This window comes from Planotetraspora thailandica, from assembly GCF_016863335.1.
Taxonomy (GTDB): Bacteria; Actinomycetota; Actinomycetes; order Streptosporangiales; family Streptosporangiaceae; genus Planotetraspora; species Planotetraspora thailandica.
Genome location: NZ_BOOR01000027.1, coordinates 137,254 through 152,574, shown reverse-complemented (window position 1 = coordinate 152,574; position 15,321 = coordinate 137,254). Strand labels below are relative to the sequence as shown.

Genomic DNA, 15,321 nt, shown 5'->3' with positions numbered 1-15,321 from the left:
ACCCTCCCGAGTGCGGGGAGGAACGGCGAAGTCGCCCAATGCCCCGCCGGTCGGCCCCCGTAATCGGGCCAGGATGAGGCCGCCGCTGAGGCGGCGGCGAAAGTGCGGTGGCACCGGGAGTTCCCTTCTCCCCCGCACTCCCAAGGGATCGCTCATATTCCTCAAGGATTGTGATGATCTCTCGTATCCTCGCTGCCGACCTGCCCACGCACGTCGGCAGCCACGTCCGTCTCGCCGGCTGGCTGCACCGCCGCCGCGAACTCAAGTCGGTGTCCTTCCTTGTGATGAGGGACCGCTCCGGACTGGCCCAGATCGTGCTGCGCGAACCGGTCCAGCTCGCAGAGGAGACCGTCGTCGAGGTCACCGGCACTGTCGCCGCCAACCCTCAGGCGCCCGGTGGGGCCGAGTTGGTCGACCCGGTGATCGAAGTACTCTCCTCGCCGGTCGAGTCGCCGCCGTTCGACCTGTACCGGCCCGTCGTCGCCGGCGCACTGCCCACAGTCCTCGACCATGCGCCCGTGGCGTTGCGGCACCCCCGGCTACGGGCACCGTTCGAAATCGCCGCCGCAGGGGTCGCTGGATTCCGAGCCGCCCTGGACGGCCTCGGCTTCGTCGAGACCTCCACGCCCAAGATCGTGGCCTCGGCGACGGAGTCGGGCGCCAACGTGTTCGGCATCGACTACTTCGGCAAGCCCGCCTTTCTCGCCCAGTCTCCTCAGTTCTTCAAGCAAGCCCTGGTCGGGGTGTTCGAGCGGGTGTACGAGGTCGGGCCGGTCTTCCGAGCCGAGCCACATGACACCGCAAGGCACCTGGCGCAGTACACCAGCCTCGACGCCGAACTGGGCTTCATCCACGACCACCGCGACATCATGGCGGTCCTCACCCACGCCCTCACCGGTATGCATGCCGCCGTCACCGAACGCGCCGGGACTGCGACCGCCCTCCTGGAAATAGATGTACCGAAGGTCCCGGAGGAGATCCCAGCGATTCACTTCACCGACGCGCAGGAACTTCTCGCCCGGCACACCAGCGAGGACCCGCGCGGCGAGCCCGACCTGGCTCCCGCACACGAACGCTGGCTCGGCGAGTGGGCACTGCGCGAACACGGCTCGGAGTTCCTGTTCGTCACGGGCTATCCGATGGCCAAGCGCCCCTTCTACACTCACCCCGACCCCGCCAGGCCGGAGTACTCGCGCAGCTTCGACTTGCTCTTCCGCGGGCTGGAGCTGGTGACGGGAGGCCAGCGGCTGCACCTTCACGCCGACTATGTGACGGCGCTCGCCGGCCGGGGCGAGGACCCAGAGGCGTACCGGGGTTATCTCAAGGCCTTCGCCCACGGCATGCCGCCACACGGCGGCTTCGCCATCGGCCTGGAACGCTGGACCTCCCGCCTGACGGGCGCCGCGAACATTCGCCAGACCACCCTCTTCCCTCGCGACCTGCACCGCCTCAGCCCGTGACAGCCCGTGCGGACCACACGCTATGCGCCAACCCCCCGCCTGCTCCCGTTAGGTCGTGAGGAGGCGATCGACTGAGCGCTGGGACACCCTCCCAGCAGGCGACTAACGTGCACGAGGAAGGCACAAAAGGCCGGGTCTCCTGTACGGGATGACCTGGCCTTTCGTGATTGGAGCGGACGACATCTGGCACGCGCCTGAACCGCCTGGGCGCTCGCCCTGCCTTCTGCCATGGTTCACTGTCGTCCGCCGGCGTCCACGGCAGTCCGTGTGTCGCCACGCGAGTTCGTCACACAAAGAGGTTGTACCGAAATGACTTCTCCATTCGAAGAAAGCCCCTCGCCATGGATTGGACCACCTCTGACCGAGGACATGGTTCGGCGGGCCGAGGAAACACTCGGAGTTCGGTTGCCGCGGAGTTACGTGGACCTCATGTATCGGCAGAACGGCGGTGTACTGAAGAACAGCTGCCATCCAACGAGCTTTCGGACGTCCTGGGCTGCTGACCACTTCCAGATAGACATCATCGTGGGCATCGGATATGAGCACGGCCTCGACGCCGAGTCCGCTTACCTGATCTCCGAGTGGGAGTACCCGGAGGTCGGGGTGGTGTTGGGCGTCACCCCTGCGGCAGGCCATGACACGGTCATGCTGGACTATTCCGAATCCGGACCGGACGGGGAGCCGGCGGTCGTTTACGTCGACGAAGACAGAATTCCCCGGCGCATCGCCGGCTCGTTCGGGGAGTTCATGAATGGCCTGGTCTCGTGCGAGGCCTATGAAGATGAGGATTAGCGACTGCGGCGAACCCGAGGCACATCATCCATTAGAACCGCGGCGGTTCAGCCAGACCCGCGCGGCGAGGTTTCGGGCGGCGATTCCCATCCGTGTCTTGGGGATGAGCAGCGCTGTGGCCCGGCCGATGTTGCGTTGCTTCGGGTCGACCAGGGTGCGGTGCTCGATCTCGTAGCGGCGGAAGGCGGCCGCGTGGTCGGCCGTTCGCGCGAGGGACTCGGCGAGGGTGTGGGCGCCGGCCATGGCGAGGCTGGAGCCGTCGCCGAACAGCGACACGCACGAGGCCGCGTCGCCGAGCAGTGCGATTCGGTCCTGCGCCCACGTGGGCAGACGCACCTGACTGACCGAGTCGAAATACAGGTCCTCCGTCTTCTGGAGCCGCTCGAGCAGTTCCGGCACTCGCCAGCCGGCGTCGGCGTAGGCCTCGGTGACGATCCGCTTGTGTTGCTCGGTGTCGCGGTAGTCGAAGCCGGTGATCGCCGGGCTGTGGAAGATGAAGGCGGCGAGGGCACGGCCCCGTGACGGGTGGATGGAGACCAGCCTGCCAGGGGTGTTGTACATGAGCACGTCGTGCGGGTGGTCGACAGGGCCGTCGAGGGGCATGGTCGCGACGTAGACACCCATGTGCCGCACGAAGTCGGCCTCCGGGCCGAAGGCCAGTCGCCGGACCGTGGAGTGGAGACCGTCGGCGCCGACGACAAGGTCGAAGCGACGTGGTGCGGCCTGATCGAAGGTGACGTCGACCCCGTGCTCGTCCTGCCGCATCGTGACGATCGTGTCGTCGAACAGGAACTCGGTGTCGTCGCGGGCGGCCTCGTAGAGGACGGCGGCCAGGTCGCCGCGCGGGAGTTCGACCTCCTGATTGCCGGCGGCGCTACGAATGGCGGGCATGGCCACGCGGGCTACCTGCCGTCCAGAGGCGTTGACGACGCGCATGTCGGTCACCTGGGTGGCGACCTCGCGCAGGCGGGGCATGATGCCCATTCCTTCGGCCACGGGCAGGGCAGGGCCGCGCACGTCGACGGGGTTGCCGCTGGAGCGCAGGCCCTGCGACCGCTCCACGACGGTGGGCTCGAACCCGTGACGGGCCAGCCAGTAGGACAGGGTGGGGCCGGCGACGCCGGCACCGGAGATGAGCACGCTGCGAGGGGACATGCCGACACGATAACCGCACTCGATGCAGGTTTGCAATGAGTGCCGATACGCGTTGGATGCGGGCCTGCGTCGAGTGCCATATGCTGGGTCGCGTGTCTCTTCGCGACCGCAAGCGGGCCCGCATCCGCCAAACCCTCGTCGACGCCGCGACGGAGCTGTTCGAGAGCAACGGCTACGACGAGACGACCATCGCCGACATCGCCGCCGAGGCCGACATCGGCACACGCACGTTCTTCAGCTACTTCGCCAGCAAGGAGGAGTTGCTGTTCCCGGAGAGTGACGCGCGGGTGCAGGCGGCGGTCGAGGCCATCGCGTCACGCGGCCCAGGCGAAGGGCCGGCCGAAGTGCTACTGCGGGCGCTGCACAAGGTCGGCGATGACAGCGACGAGATGACAAGCCGGCTCGCCGCGCTGAGGCTGCGGTTGGTGCGGAGCGTGCCGGTGGTACGCGGGCGCGCACTGCAGATCCAGCTCGACGCGCAGCGCGAAATCGCCAGACATCTGGCCGCGGCGTTCCCCGAGCGGCTCGATGAAGTAAGCGCGGCAGCGCTGACCGGGGCGTTCGTCGGCGCGGTCACGGGCGCGCTGCAGGTGCTGCTCGACGACCTCGACGGGCTCGGAGACCCGGCCGCGATACAGGAGGCCGTCCGGCGGGCGACTGACGTGGCGCTCACCCCATGGCTGCAGGCGTCGGCTTGGACGGCCGAACCGCCCAGGCACGGTACGGCTTGAGCCGTACACGAGCGTCTTGGCGATGCCCATTGACCGCCGTCGCGGTCTTCGAACTCTGAACCTACAGATTAAGAGTTGGTTCGGTGGATCCGTGTTCGTAGTGCATCCGGACACGGATCCACCGGACGGTTAGTTGACGCAGCCCGGGATGGTGTAGACAACACGGCTGACGGCCTCAGGGACGAACCGTCACCAACCGCCGCTTAGGTTCTCGTTCGTCCACCAGGGCAGGAGTTCCTCCCAGCATTCGGTCTCCTCGGCCACAGTGCAGGTTCGGCTCCAGGCCGTAGATCTCAGCGGCCGGCGGCCCGCGTCGAACTGGACGTGATGGCCTTTCAGCAGGCGATGAACGGGCACGACGAAACCGCATCGGGTACGGAAGATCCCTCAGCTCGTGTGGAAATCATGAAGGCCAGGCTTCCGGGTGGGGTGACCTGGCCTTTCATGATTGGAGCGGACGACGGGAATCGAACCCGCGTAGCCAGTTTGGAAGACTTCGGGCCATCCTCTGCTGACCCGCTGGTGTGCAGGCCAGTCGGCGTATTCCGTTGTCCGTGAGTCCCCGCAAGTCCCCCTCATTTACTGCCTCGTCTGGGACGTCTGTGGCACGGCCTTCGATCATGCGCGTTCCACGAATGAGCGCGCCTCTTCTTCACTGAAACCGGTTTCGCCTCGAACGAGGAACATGGCCTGTTCAAACCGTCCCTGAGCCTTCAGCCCGCGAACCTTCGTTGCGAGATCAAGGGAGCCGTTCGAGCCAGCCCCGCCGAACGGTCCGCGCGCTCTTACAACCCTCGCCCCCACGAAAATGATGAAGCCGACAAAACAGACGGCCAACACAAGGAGCAAACCAAGGACTATGAGCTCAATCGGACCTATAGACGCCACGCGGTGATCGTACTGGTAACCCCCGCCCCGTCCGCCCACCCCCCTACAAACCCTCACGTAAAGCGCGGCTCGTCACGCATTTGACCTCCACATGAGGGGTTTGACGAATCGTTGCGGTGGTGCTGGATCGACGGGGCAAGATCAGTTTGGGGTGCAATTACACTGGCCCGCCAATTCGGGAGGGGCACCGCCCCTGCCCGCGATTCTCCTCCCATGCCCCCCAAGCTGATCTTGGAGGGGCCCCCGTCGATTTGGCTCCGAAACGATTCGGTGAACCCCGACCCCCTTACTCCTCCCCCCTGCCCCTCTCCTCTTCTTCCCCTTCGCTCATCGGCGCCTGTCGGTTTCCGGGTCTCATCGACTCTGCGCGTGCCCATGGCTATGACCGTCCACCAATCGGGAGACCTTCATCCGCACAAGCCGTAATGCCGTCAATCTGATGCTCACGCCGCTTGTCGGCGTGGTGCGCGCCGCCGCTGGCGCAAGGAGCGCCTACGGGTTGTCGGCCAATCCACGGTCGCAAAGGCGTACACGCCGCTCAAAGTCATCCTGAACACGGCGGTTGAGGACGAGGAGATCAGGCGCAACCCTTGCCAGATCAAGGGCGCGAGCACGCCGGACACTCCGGAACGGGAATTGATCCCTCTTACGAAGGTTCTCGAGTTCCTCGACGTGGTGCCTGGGCGCTATCGCGCGCTCGTGCCCTTGGCGACCTTCACGACCTTGAGGTGGGGGGAGTTGGCGGGCCTTCGCCGTACCCACCTCGACCTAGAAGCCGGGGTGGTGCGGGTCGTCGGCGCGCTGGTCGAACTCGACGGTGGCACCCTTCTCGTCGACACGCCCAAGTCCCGCGCCAGCCGTCGGGGGTCGCAATTCCTCCGGAGCTCATCCCTCACCTTCGCGAGCACCTGGAGCTCTACTCCGAACAGGCGGCGGACGGCTGGGTGTTTGTCGGCCCAAAGGGTGCCCGCCTGCGGCGCTCCAGCTTCCGACGGATCTGGAACAAGGCTCGTACGGCTGTCGGCCTACCTGACGTTCGCTTCCACGATCTACGCCACGTGGGAAACACCCTGGCAGCAGCCAATGGCGCGAATGGGTCACTCGTCCCCTCGGGCAGCGCTGATCTACCTGCACGCCTCCCAGGACCGCGATCAGGCCATCGCCAAGGCACTCGGCCAGGCGTTCACGGACGCAACAAGCTCAAGATCAAAGAAACTTAATGTGGCACGTGTGTGGCACGGAAGATCCAAAACAGCAGACGAAGATCACAAAGGCCAGGTTCCCCGGGTGGGGTGACCTGGCCTTTCGTGCTTGGAGCGGACGACGGGAATCGAACCCGCGTAGCCAGTTTGGAAGACTGGGGCTCTACCATTGAGCTACGTCCGCGCGCGCCGGTCTTCATCTGGTTTAGACTTCATCCGGTCGTCAGGGCGTAAGCGTACCGGAGTCTCGGAGCGTGCGCGTACCTGACGAGACGGGGCGTGGCGCAGCTTGGTAGCGCGCTTGCTTTGGGAGCAAGAAGTCGCAGGTTCAAATCCTGTCGCCCCGACTCTCTAACCAGCAAGAAGGCCATCCCCAAGATCGGGGGTGGCCTTCTGCGTGACAAACTGAGTGACTACGGTTCCGGATCTTCCCTGAAGATGCGGTCCATGGCCACCGCTCCCCCTTGCAGCACTGGCCGGATCTGCTTCCGGTACACCGCTTCCGTAACGGCCGTACTGCTGTGCCCCACGAGGCGGGAGATCTCCTCCAGAGGGATGCCGCTGTCGGAGAGCAGAGAAACGAAGCTGTGCCGGAGCTCGCGGGGCGTCCACGCGGCGGAGTCCAATCCATCAACGTGAACCGCGCCCAGATTGTTGGAGGCCGGATTAGCTGGCTGCGGTGAGGATAGTCGGGTTGATCTTTGTGCGGTAGAGGGCTTCGAATTCTGCTGGTGGTAGGTCGTTGCAGGCGCTGTGGAGGCGCCGGTTGTTGTACCAGTCCACCCATTCCATGGTGGCGATCCCGACGTCGTCGAGGCCCTTCCACGGGCCGCGCCGATGAATGAGTTCGGTCTTGTACAGGCCGATGGTGCTCTCGGCCAGGGCGTTGTCGTAGGAATCACCACGTGAGCCCACCGAGCAGACTGCGCCGGCGTCGTGACAGGTATTGACATCCCCGATCGGAGTGATGAACCAGCCCGTCGACCTGGCCACCGCGCCGCCACAGCGCGATCTCCAGCGCGTCCAAAGGCAGGTCGGTGCGCAAGTGGTCAGTCAGTCGCCAGCCCACGATCATCCGCGAGTACACATCGATGACGAACGCGGCGTAGACGAACCCGGACCAGGTGTGGATGTAGGTCAGGTCGGCGACCCACAGCTGGTTGGGTGCGGTCGCACTGAAGTCGCGTTCGACCAGATCGGCAGGCCGCGCGGCCTGCGTCTCGGCGATGGTGGTCCGCATCTTGTGATCACCGCGAACCGCACCGGTCAGGCCGAGCTGCCTCATCAGCCGTCCGACGGTGCACCGGGCCACGGTGATGCCCTCACGGGCCAGCTCCTTCCACATTTTGCGCACGCCGTACACCTCGAAGTTGCTGTTCCAGATGCGGATGATGTCGGCCTTCAGTTGCTCGTCACGTACCGCTCGCGCCGAGGGCGGCCGGGTGGTGGCCGCGTAGAAGGTCGAGGGAGCGAACTCGATCACGTGGCAGATCGGCTCGACTCCGAACTGGTCTCGGTGGGCCTGGATGAAATCGACTACCTGGGCGGTCGAGGGTCGAGTTCCTTGGCGAAAAAAGTGGCCGCGGCCTTGAGGATGTCATTGGCGCGGCGCAGCTCACGGACCTCCCGTTCCAGCTCTGCGATCCGCTGGGCATCGGCGGTGGAGGTGCCAGGCCGCTGTTGGGCATCGATCTCGGCCTGGCGCACCCAGCCGCGTAACGCTTCGCAATGCACACCGAGCTGATCGGCGACGCGGGCGATCGTGCCGGTTGCCTGCCCGGTCTGCTGACGGACCTCAAAGACCATCCGCACCGCGCGCTCACGCAGTTCGTCGGGGTACTTCCTGGGGGCTGGCATCGTGCGTCATTCTCCCTTCCGCCAGCAAGATCATGCTGGCTTCAGGGCCTCCAGGGAACCCAGCGCGATTCAGGAACGGCCGTGCCGACTTCGGTCGTAGCTGGCTGAGCTGGAAGGGTGCGGGGTCCCCCGCCCCCGCTGCCCGAGTATTCGCGGCACCCGGAACCTGTCAACCGGCGCTGTGCAGGTAGGGCGACCAGCGCGCGTGGAAGGTCACCGGGAACATGGACACGCGAAGCACCAGTTGACAGAACCCGGGCGGCAGTCGCGAATCCGGCAGCTATCGGGGGCGGAGTGAGTCCAGCCGGGGCGATAGCCCCGTGCCCGCCAGTAGGTGGTCCCCTTGCCTACATCTCGCCTTCGCTGTTCTCGATCAATCCAGCGCGACAGCGCTCGACCTCTGTACCTCCACCAACCCGTGACCAGTCAGCCGTTCCGGATGTCGTGTTTCCTGAGCGGGGATCTGTCGCCGACAAGCCACAGATGGCCGAACGGGTCGATGAAGCCGCCCTGCCGGTGAACGCCCCATGGCGCCTCGTGGTCGCGAATCTCGTCAACACTGCCGTCCGCTCCGGCCGCAACGGCGCGCTCGATGAAGCTGTCGGGATCATCCACGAAGACCTCGACGCGTACCGTTCTGGAGCCGAGGACGGCAGGGGTGTCCCATTTGTTGTTCGTAGGTTCACCGAGAAAGAATGGGGCGCCCTCGACGGTCAGTCCCACCACGCCGCCAAGGTTCCACAACTCGTTGGCCCCAAGCGCCTGGGCATACCATCGCGCCGCGGCTGAGGCGTCAGGCACGGCGAGCATCAGCGAAATCACGGGAGGGTGGGCGTCGGCTGCCATCGGGTGTCCTGCCTTTTGTCTGTAAGGCGCCCTGATCACGCCAGTTGAGTCTGACACGGTTCGATCGACCCGTGCATAAGAATGCCGAGTCCGACGAGCTGGCGACCGCATGATATGACCCCGCACTCATTTTCGGGGGCGACGGGCGCTGCTTGCCCGTGCCCGTCGCGTGCCCGTCAGTGCGGTGACTCACGGCAAGCCACGGTAAGCCATGAGCGAGACGATTAGGCGCGTGACCTGCGTCGCAGCAGGCTAGACGATCGCGTACCGAAACCTTAAAACTGGCTGCCTGGTTGGGCATACATGTTCGATGTGGCTTCTACAGGCGGCCAGGGTGGACGGGGCAAGACGCGGGGCATTCGGCGTGCTGGTTTCCAGCCAGTACCGCGGCGGCCGGGCTCTGGCGGTGAAGCCCGTCAGAACCAGGTGGGCATGCGGGGCACGTAGGGCTCCTCCAGGGAGTGGGTCTCCTCGTCGGTGAGCTGGAGGTCGAGTGCGGCGGCGGCGTCGGCCAGGTGGTGGGGTTTGGTGGCGCCCACGATCGGTGCCGAGACGACAGGGTTCTTGAGGACCCAGGCCATCGCGACCTGCGCCATGGGCACGCCGCGGGCCTCCGCGATCCGCTGCACAGTGTCGACGATGGCCTGGTCGCTGTCGAGGAACAGAGGCCGCCCCTTGGGGTCGGTGACGGGATAGTTCTGCGAACGGCGCGTGGAGGACTCTCCCCATGGACGCGCGACCCACCCTGCCGCCAGGGGGCTCCAGGGGATGCTTCCGACGCCTTGGGCGGCGAGCAGGCCGAACATCTCGCGCTCCTCTTCGCGGTGGATCAGGCTGTACTGGTCCTGCATGGACACGAACCGGGTCCATCCGCCCGCCTGCGCGGTGTGCTGCATAGTGGCGAACTGCCAGGCCCACATCGATGAGGCCCCGATGTAGCGGGCTTTGCCGGCCTTGACCACGTCGTGCAGGGCCTCCATCGTCTCCTCGACCGGTGTCTCGGGGTCGAAGCGGTGGATCTGGTAGAGATCGATGTAGTCGGTGTCCAGGCGCTTAAGGGAGGCGTCGATCTGTTCCATGACTGCTTTGCGGGACAGGCCTGACCCGCCCGGGCCCTGGTGCATCGGCTGGAACAGCTTGGTGGCCAGCACGACGTCGTCGCGCTGGACGTACTTCTTGAGAGCACGCCCGACGATCTCCTCCGACGTGCCCAGGCCGTAGATGTTCGCAGTGTCCCAGAACGTGATGCCCAGGTCGACGGCCTGCCGGAAGATCGGGTCGGCCTCGTGGTCGTCGAGCACCCATGGCATTCGCTTGCCGGGGTCGCCAAAGCTCATGCACCCCAGGGCGATGCGGCTGACCTTCAGTCCCGACGTTCCAAGGCGGGTGTAGTCCACGGTGTGTCCTTTCTCAGCGTGCGGGCCCTTCGGGCCCGTCGTGCGGTGCTGCGGGTGCTGGTCAGCGTTCGAGGAGGCGCATGCCGGCCTCGTCGTGGGTGTCGCCGCATGCAGGGGTGAGATTGTTCAGCTGCTCGATCTGCTCGAGGGTCAGTTTCACGGCGTCGGCTGCGGTGTTCTCCTCGACGCGTGCGACGCGCTTGGTGCCGGGAATCGGGGCGATGTCCTCGCCCCGAGTGAGCAGCCAGGCCAAGGCGACCTGGGCGGGGGTGACGCCTGCTTCGATGGCGACGGCTTGGACCTCATCGGCGATGCGCAGGTTGCGCTGGAAGTTCTCGCCAGTGAAGCGGGGGTTGTTCTTGCGCCAGTCGGTGTCGTCGAAGTCGTCGGTGGACCTGATCTTCCCGGTGAGGAATCCATGACCCAACGGGGAGTACGGCACGAAGCCGATGTTCAGCTCCCGCAGCACAGGCAACACCCGTGCCTCCGGGTCCCTGGTCCACAGGGAGTATTCCGTCTGAACCGCGGCGACCGGGTGGACGGCATGGGCCCGGCGGATCGTCTCCGGGCTGGCCTCTGAAAGGCCGATGTGGCGGATCTTGCCCTCGGTTACGAGCTCGGCCAGGGTCCCGACCGTGTCCTCGATCGGCACCTGCGGGTCGACACGGTGCTGGTAGTACAAGTCGATGTAGTCGGTGCCCAGCCGCTTCAGAGAGCCCTCGACGGCGGTGCGGATGCTGGCCGGACTGCTGTCGAGCTGCCCGGACGGCCGGCCAGCGTGGGACAGAAAACCGAACTTCGTCGCCAGCACCACCTCCCCGCGGCGACCCTTCAATGCCTGACCGACCAGCTCCTCGTTGGTATACGGGCCGTAGACCTCCGCGGTGTCGAGGAACGTGACACCCAGCTCCAGGGCCCGGTGGATGGTGCGGATCGACTCAGCATCGTCCATGCCAGCTCCGGTATACCCGTGGGACATCCCCATCGTCCCTAGGCCGATACGAGAAACATAAAGGTCACCGAGCGTTACATGCTTCACAGCGCTACTCCATCTCCACTTCAGGTCACGATCGGTTCGGGCACTGAGCTGCTCGCTCCTTCGCCGCGAGCTAGGGGGACAGCTTCAAGGTTGCCGTGATCCCACCCTCGCCCCTATACGGCGCAGGTGGCAGGCCGGGCCGTTCGGGGGTAATGACAGGGCCCCCCAACGGTGCTGCCCGGCAGGTCAGCGGGATGTGACACTGGAACCATGTCAGCTCAGCGCACCCCCAGCAGCGGCGAAAGCGGGGGCACGGAGCTGGGACGATTCCTCCGCGCCCGCCGCACCCAGACGAGCCCGGAACAGGTCGGCCTCACCACCGGCCCCGGACTGCGCCGCACCCCGGGACTGCGACGGGAGGAGCTGGCCACCCTGGCCGGAATCAGCATCGACTACTACGTACGCCTAGAGCGCGGCAAGGAGACCCGCCCCAGCCCTTCCGTCCTGGACGCCCTCTCCCGAGCTCTGCACCTGAACGACCAGGAACATCACCATCTGCGGGAGCTGGCCGCCCGCGCCGCTCGCTACGCGCCCGAGCCACCGCCCGCACCCAGCCGAACTGTGCGCCCCCACCTGAAGCTGCTGCTGGACTCAGTACGCCCGAATCCGGCCTACATCATCAGCCGCAGCATGGACCTCCTCGCCTGGAACCCCGGCGGTCTCGCCCTGTACGCAGGACTGGACGACTGGCCCACCAGACAGCGCAACCTTGCCCGCTACCTCTTCCTCCACCCCACCGCCCACACGCTGTTCCCCGACTGGGACAACCAGGTCCGCGCCTGCGTCTCCCGGCTGCGCGCCGTCGCCGGCACCGCGCCCGACGCCCCCGACCTGACCAGCCTCGTCGGCGAACTCCTTCTCAAGAGCCCCGACTTCGCCAAGCTCTGGGAACGCTACGACGTCACAGGCCGCAAACCCGCACACAAGACCTTCCATCACCCCCACGTCGGCACGATCACTCTCTCCGCCCAGTCCATGCATCTGGAGGACACCCCAGGCCAGCGCCTCGGCGTGTACGTCGCCGAACCCGGCACCCCCGACCATGACGCGCTGCACCTGCTCGACCTGACCGCATCTCCACCGGCCTCACACGCACCGGCGACGAACCCAGAGCAGACACGCAAGCAGCTTTGAACCGCGGCTACGAGCACCAGACGGTCGCCGAGCCTCCGCCGAGTGAGTGTCAAACTGAGTGACTTCCGGGATGCCTAGTGGCCCGTCACTGAACGTTGGCCGGGTAATTGATCTCGTGCGGTGAACCCGTCAGGCTGGCTGCTTCCGCAACATGGAGGTGGTCGTGGCTCGCCGACCGGAAGTGTTCGTCCGGCCGTTGACGATGGAGGAAGGCCGCAAGCTGCAGCGGATCACGCGGACTGCGAAGGATCCGATCAAGCTGCGGCGGGCGATTGTGGTGATGATGTCCGGCCAGGGCCAAAGCGTCCGGGACATCACCTCGTTGATGCAGGTCAGTGACGATTACGTGCGTGATGTCATCCATGCTTTCAACGAGATGGGGTTCGAGGCGCTGGACCCAAAATGGAGCGGGGGCCGTCCACCGGCGATCAGTCCTGAGGTGCGTGAGCACATCTGCCTGATCGCCAAGACGGTCCCCGCCGAGTGGGGCATCACCGGGATGTCCACCTGGAGCCTGAAGACGCTGGCCGAGCACCTGATCGCCCGCGGCGTGGTCGCAGCGATCAGCCGCGAGCATCTACGCCGAATTCTCCGCAAGGGCGGGGTGAGCTGGCAGACCACCACAACGTGGAAGGCCTCCACCGACCCGAACTTCATCGCCAAGATGCAGCGCGTGCTGGAGTTATACGATCACCCGCCCGACGGCGGACGGGTGATCTGCGTCGATGAGTTCGGCCCGCTGAACCTGATGCCGCGCAAGGGCAAACGCTGGCGGCCGGTCGGGTCCCCGGCTCGGCTGCGGGCCACCTACAACCGCTACCACGGTGTCATGCACATGATCGCCGCCTTGGATCTGGCCACCGGCAAGCTGTACTACCGGATCCGCAGACGCAAGCGATGGCGCGAGTACCTGTCCTTCCTCAAAACGCTCCGCGCCCGCTGGCCCGGCCAGACGTTGTACGTGATCGCCGACAACTACTCTCCGCACAAACATCCCGAGGTCAGGGCCTGGGCCGCCGCCAACGACATCGAGTTGGTGTTCCTGCCGACCTACGGCTCCTGGCTGAACTGGATCGAATCGGAGTTCGCCGCGCTGCGCTACTACGCCCTCAACGGCACCGACCACCGCACCCACGACGAACAGAACGCCGCCATCGCCGGCTACGTCCGCTGGCGCAACGCCCGGACCGCCCCCAAGACCAACTTCGCCGCCAGCTCACCCATCCGAAGCTGGACCAGTTACCCGGCCAAGGTTGCGTGACGGGCCACTAGCCCAGCCTTCCACTGCACATCCATGCACTGAACATGTGCCTTCACCTGGATAAACGCCAGGTCCAAAGCGTCATGACCAGTGCTTTGGGAGCAAGAAGTCGCAGGTTCAAATCCTGTCGCCCCGACCACCATCGCAGCAGGTCAACGGCTGCCCGCTCCGCCCGACTCTAGGATCGCGGCATGACCTCCACCGAAGATCTCCCGAGATACCGCGTCCTCACCGGTCCCGACGACGCTGCTTTCTGCCGGAGAATCAGCGAAATGCTGGATCTCGGCTACGAGTTGCACGGGTCGCCTTCCCTGACGTTCAACGGTGAACGCGTGATCGTCGGTCAGGCGCTCATCCGGCCGGCAACCACGGTGATCCCTGATTGACGGGCGACCTGATCGCACCAGATCAACGGCCACCGCGATCATCGGACGGCGGCCTTCGCCGACGGCTGAGTGCAGCCGATCACAAGGCGATCATGTGAACGCGCCGGGCCACCATCGGAGTCAGCCCGTGCCGTCCATGACGTAGGTGTGGGTGAGGAACTCGATGGCGTGCCCATCGGGGTCGTCGACGTAGACCCCTCGCCCGTGATGGCGATGGTTGATCTGCTGGGAGCCCTTGTGGGCGGGTTCGGCCCAATAGGGCAGCCTCCGCTCGACGATCCGGGCGAAGATCTCGTCGAACTCCTCCTCAGACACGAGCAGAGCCAGGTGCTGCATCACGAGCCGGTCGGGCTTGACGATGGAATCGGCGTAGTCCACGGTCACACCGTTGGCGAGCGGGACCGCGGCGAACGGTCCGTACGCCTTGGGCTCGGGAGCGCCGATCAGGTCGGTCAGGAAGTGGGCCGAGGTGAATCTGTCGCTGCTGTGGACGATGGTGTGGTCGAGTTTCGCGGGCACGGGAACCTCCGGGGTCAGAACCGGCCGTACATTCCCGACGGTACAAAATCGCTGGTCACCGCCGCCTCCCAGGCCGCTCAACCGACGTAAAGGGAAGGCGTGGCACGACCCGTGGAAAGTACGGTGGAGCGATGATCGAAAGGGACATTCACCGCGTCCTCGGCCTCCTCGGGCAGGACGACACGTTGCAGGTCTTCGCCGGTCTCGTGCTGCGGCCAGGTGACCCGCCCGCCGAGGTCACCGGCTTGAAAGACGAGGCGGCCGAGCGGGCGCTGGAACGGCTGGCCCGGGCCGGCCTGGCCGTACGGGAGGGGGACGGCTGGCGGGCCGAGCCGGAGGCCTTCCGAAGCCTGCTCAGGGCGGCGCCCAAGGAGCGGACGACCATGCTCGACACCTTCCTCGTCGACGGGAGGCTGGCGTCGATCCCGACCAAGCGTGCCAAGCGGCTCGTGGTGCTGGACTACGTGGCGCAGGTCTTCGAGCCAGGCATCCGATATCCCGAAAAAGAAGTAAATGTCGCGCTTCGTGCTTTTCATGATGACTACGCGGCCCTGCGGCGCTATCTGGTGGAGGAGGAGTTCCTGAGCCGCGAGAACAACGTGTACTGGCGCTCCGGGGGCAGCTCCTGATTTCGGACCGGCCGGACAGGGGCCG

Annotated in this window: 16 protein-coding genes, 2 tRNA genes and 1 pseudogene; 9 read left to right on the top strand and 10 right to left on the bottom strand. The window is 65.8% G+C overall.

The annotated features are described in order from the left end of the window. The first annotated feature begins 173 nt into the window (after positions 1-173). Both aspS and Pth03_RS19890 read left to right on the top strand, forming a co-directional pair. A complete protein-coding gene (gene aspS, locus Pth03_RS19895; RefSeq protein WP_203945819.1) occupies positions 174-1,460 on the top strand; it encodes an aspartate--tRNA(Asn) ligase in 1,287 nt (428 codons plus the stop codon). Positions 1,461-1,688: 228 nt separating this feature from the next. Continuing rightward, positions 1,689-2,252, top strand: a complete 564-nt coding sequence (locus Pth03_RS19890; RefSeq protein ID WP_308442364.1) for an SMI1/KNR4 family protein — start codon at positions 1,689-1,691, stop codon at positions 2,250-2,252. Between the two features lie 24 nt (positions 2,253-2,276). Here the strand turns inward: Pth03_RS19890 and Pth03_RS19885 are convergent, their stop codons facing one another. Continuing rightward, a complete protein-coding gene (locus Pth03_RS19885) occupies positions 2,277-3,407 on the bottom strand; it encodes an FAD-dependent monooxygenase (protein WP_203945817.1) in 1,131 nt (376 codons plus the stop codon). A 92-nt stretch (positions 3,408-3,499) separates the two neighbouring features. Here Pth03_RS19885 and Pth03_RS19880 point away from each other — a divergent pair, with 92 nt between their 5' ends. Continuing rightward, positions 3,500-4,138 (top strand): TetR/AcrR family transcriptional regulator, encoded by a 639-nt coding sequence (locus tag Pth03_RS19880; protein ID WP_203945816.1) that lies wholly within the window; start codon positions 3,500-3,502, stop codon positions 4,136-4,138. 618 nt (positions 4,139-4,756) lie between these two features. Here the strand turns inward: Pth03_RS19880 and Pth03_RS19875 are convergent. Beyond that, positions 4,757-5,026, bottom strand: a complete 270-nt coding sequence (locus tag Pth03_RS19875) for a hypothetical protein (RefSeq protein WP_203945815.1) — start codon at positions 5,024-5,026, stop codon at positions 4,757-4,759. A gap of 728 nt (positions 5,027-5,754) precedes the next feature. Here Pth03_RS19875 and Pth03_RS42540 point away from each other — a divergent pair. Continuing rightward, positions 5,755-6,246: a tyrosine-type recombinase/integrase gene (locus Pth03_RS42540; protein ID WP_373318565.1), complete on the top strand. Its 492-nt coding sequence runs from the start codon at positions 5,755-5,757 to the stop codon at positions 6,244-6,246. Positions 6,247-6,338: 92 nt separating this feature from the next. Here the strand turns inward: Pth03_RS42540 and Pth03_RS19870 are convergent. Beyond that, positions 6,339-6,412 (bottom strand) — tRNA-Gly (locus Pth03_RS19870). Positions 6,413-6,501: 89 nt separating this feature from the next. Here Pth03_RS19870 and Pth03_RS19865 point away from each other — a divergent pair. Then, positions 6,502-6,575, top strand: a tRNA-Pro gene (locus tag Pth03_RS19865). Between the two features lie 66 nt (positions 6,576-6,641). On the opposite strand, the gene Pth03_RS19860 is transcribed toward Pth03_RS19865, so the two are convergent. From Pth03_RS19860 to Pth03_RS19840, 5 genes and pseudogenes are all read right to left on the bottom strand, one after another. Beyond that, entirely contained in the window at positions 6,642-6,854 is a 213-nt protein-coding gene (locus tag Pth03_RS19860) for a tyrosine-type recombinase/integrase (RefSeq protein ID WP_203945814.1), read from the bottom strand. Positions 6,855-6,894: 40 nt separating this feature from the next. Further along, positions 6,895-8,085, bottom strand: a pseudogene (locus tag Pth03_RS19855) (IS3 family transposase). Positions 8,086-8,511: 426 nt separating this feature from the next. Then, positions 8,512-8,931 carry a VOC family protein gene (locus Pth03_RS19850; protein WP_203945813.1) on the bottom strand — a complete coding sequence of 140 codons (420 nt, stop codon included), beginning with the start codon at positions 8,929-8,931 and terminating at the stop codon, positions 8,512-8,514. Positions 8,932-9,347: 416 nt separating this feature from the next. Then, positions 9,348-10,328: an aldo/keto reductase gene (locus Pth03_RS19845; RefSeq protein WP_203945812.1), complete on the bottom strand. Its 981-nt coding sequence runs from the start codon at positions 10,326-10,328 to the stop codon at positions 9,348-9,350. A 61-nt stretch (positions 10,329-10,389) separates the two neighbouring features. Next, positions 10,390-11,367, bottom strand: a complete 978-nt coding sequence (locus tag Pth03_RS19840) for an aldo/keto reductase (RefSeq protein WP_203945811.1) — start codon at positions 11,365-11,367, stop codon at positions 10,390-10,392. A 210-nt stretch (positions 11,368-11,577) separates the two neighbouring features. Between Pth03_RS19840 and Pth03_RS19835 the strand changes: the two genes are divergently transcribed. Then, on the top strand, positions 11,578-12,501 hold the full coding sequence (locus Pth03_RS19835) for a helix-turn-helix transcriptional regulator (protein ID WP_203945810.1): 924 nt from the start codon (positions 11,578-11,580) through the stop codon (positions 12,499-12,501). An 85-nt stretch (positions 12,502-12,586) separates the two neighbouring features. Here the strand turns inward: Pth03_RS19835 and Pth03_RS41600 are convergent, their stop codons facing one another. Next, positions 12,587-12,865 carry a hypothetical protein gene (locus Pth03_RS41600; protein ID WP_239119196.1) on the bottom strand — a complete coding sequence of 93 codons (279 nt, stop codon included), beginning with the start codon at positions 12,863-12,865 and terminating at the stop codon, positions 12,587-12,589. Between Pth03_RS41600 and Pth03_RS41595 the strand changes: the two genes are divergently transcribed. Both Pth03_RS41595 and Pth03_RS19820 read left to right on the top strand, forming a co-directional pair. Then, positions 12,782-13,762, top strand: a complete 981-nt coding sequence (locus tag Pth03_RS41595; protein WP_308442365.1) for an IS630 family transposase — start codon at positions 12,782-12,784, stop codon at positions 13,760-13,762. The genes Pth03_RS41600 and Pth03_RS41595 overlap by 84 nt on opposite strands. Positions 13,763-13,953: 191 nt before the next feature. Further along, the gene (locus tag Pth03_RS19820; protein WP_203945809.1) at positions 13,954-14,148 is read left to right on the top strand and encodes a DUF1737 domain-containing protein; all 195 of its coding nucleotides are present in this window, start codon (positions 13,954-13,956) and stop codon (positions 14,146-14,148) included. Between the two features lie 120 nt (positions 14,149-14,268). Here the strand turns inward: Pth03_RS19820 and Pth03_RS19815 are convergent, their stop codons facing one another. Further along, positions 14,269-14,667, bottom strand: coding sequence for a VOC family protein (locus tag Pth03_RS19815; protein ID WP_203945808.1), 399 nt, complete (start codon positions 14,665-14,667; stop codon positions 14,269-14,271). Positions 14,668-14,798: 131 nt separating this feature from the next. Here Pth03_RS19815 and Pth03_RS19810 point away from each other — a divergent pair, with 131 nt between their 5' ends. Next, positions 14,799-15,296: a DUF2087 domain-containing protein gene (locus tag Pth03_RS19810; RefSeq protein WP_203945807.1), complete on the top strand. Its 498-nt coding sequence runs from the start codon at positions 14,799-14,801 to the stop codon at positions 15,294-15,296. Positions 15,297-15,321: the final 25 nt, after the last annotated feature.

Coding starts and splice junctions, on each gene's coding strand:
- aspS (WP_203945819.1), top strand. CDS start 174: ATGATCTCTCGTATCCTCGCTGCCGACCTGCCCACGCACGTCGGCAGC.
- Pth03_RS19890 (WP_308442364.1), top strand. CDS start 1,689: ATGGTTCACTGTCGTCCGCCGGCGTCCACGGCAGTCCGTGTGTCGCCA.
- Pth03_RS19885 (WP_203945817.1), bottom strand. CDS start 3,407: ATGTCCCCTCGCAGCGTGCTCATCTCCGGTGCCGGCGTCGCCGGCCCC.
- Pth03_RS19850 (WP_203945813.1), bottom strand. CDS start 8,931: ATGGCAGCCGACGCCCACCCTCCCGTGATTTCGCTGATGCTCGCCGTG.
- Pth03_RS19835 (WP_203945810.1), top strand. CDS start 11,578: ATGTCAGCTCAGCGCACCCCCAGCAGCGGCGAAAGCGGGGGCACGGAG.
- Pth03_RS41595 (WP_308442365.1), top strand. CDS start 12,782: ATGATGTCCGGCCAGGGCCAAAGCGTCCGGGACATCACCTCGTTGATG.
- Pth03_RS41600 (WP_239119196.1), bottom strand. CDS start 12,865: ATGGATGACATCACGCACGTAATCGTCACTGACCTGCATCAACGAGGT.
- Pth03_RS19820 (WP_203945809.1), top strand. CDS start 13,954: ATGACCTCCACCGAAGATCTCCCGAGATACCGCGTCCTCACCGGTCCC.
- Pth03_RS19810 (WP_203945807.1), top strand. CDS start 14,799: ATGATCGAAAGGGACATTCACCGCGTCCTCGGCCTCCTCGGGCAGGAC.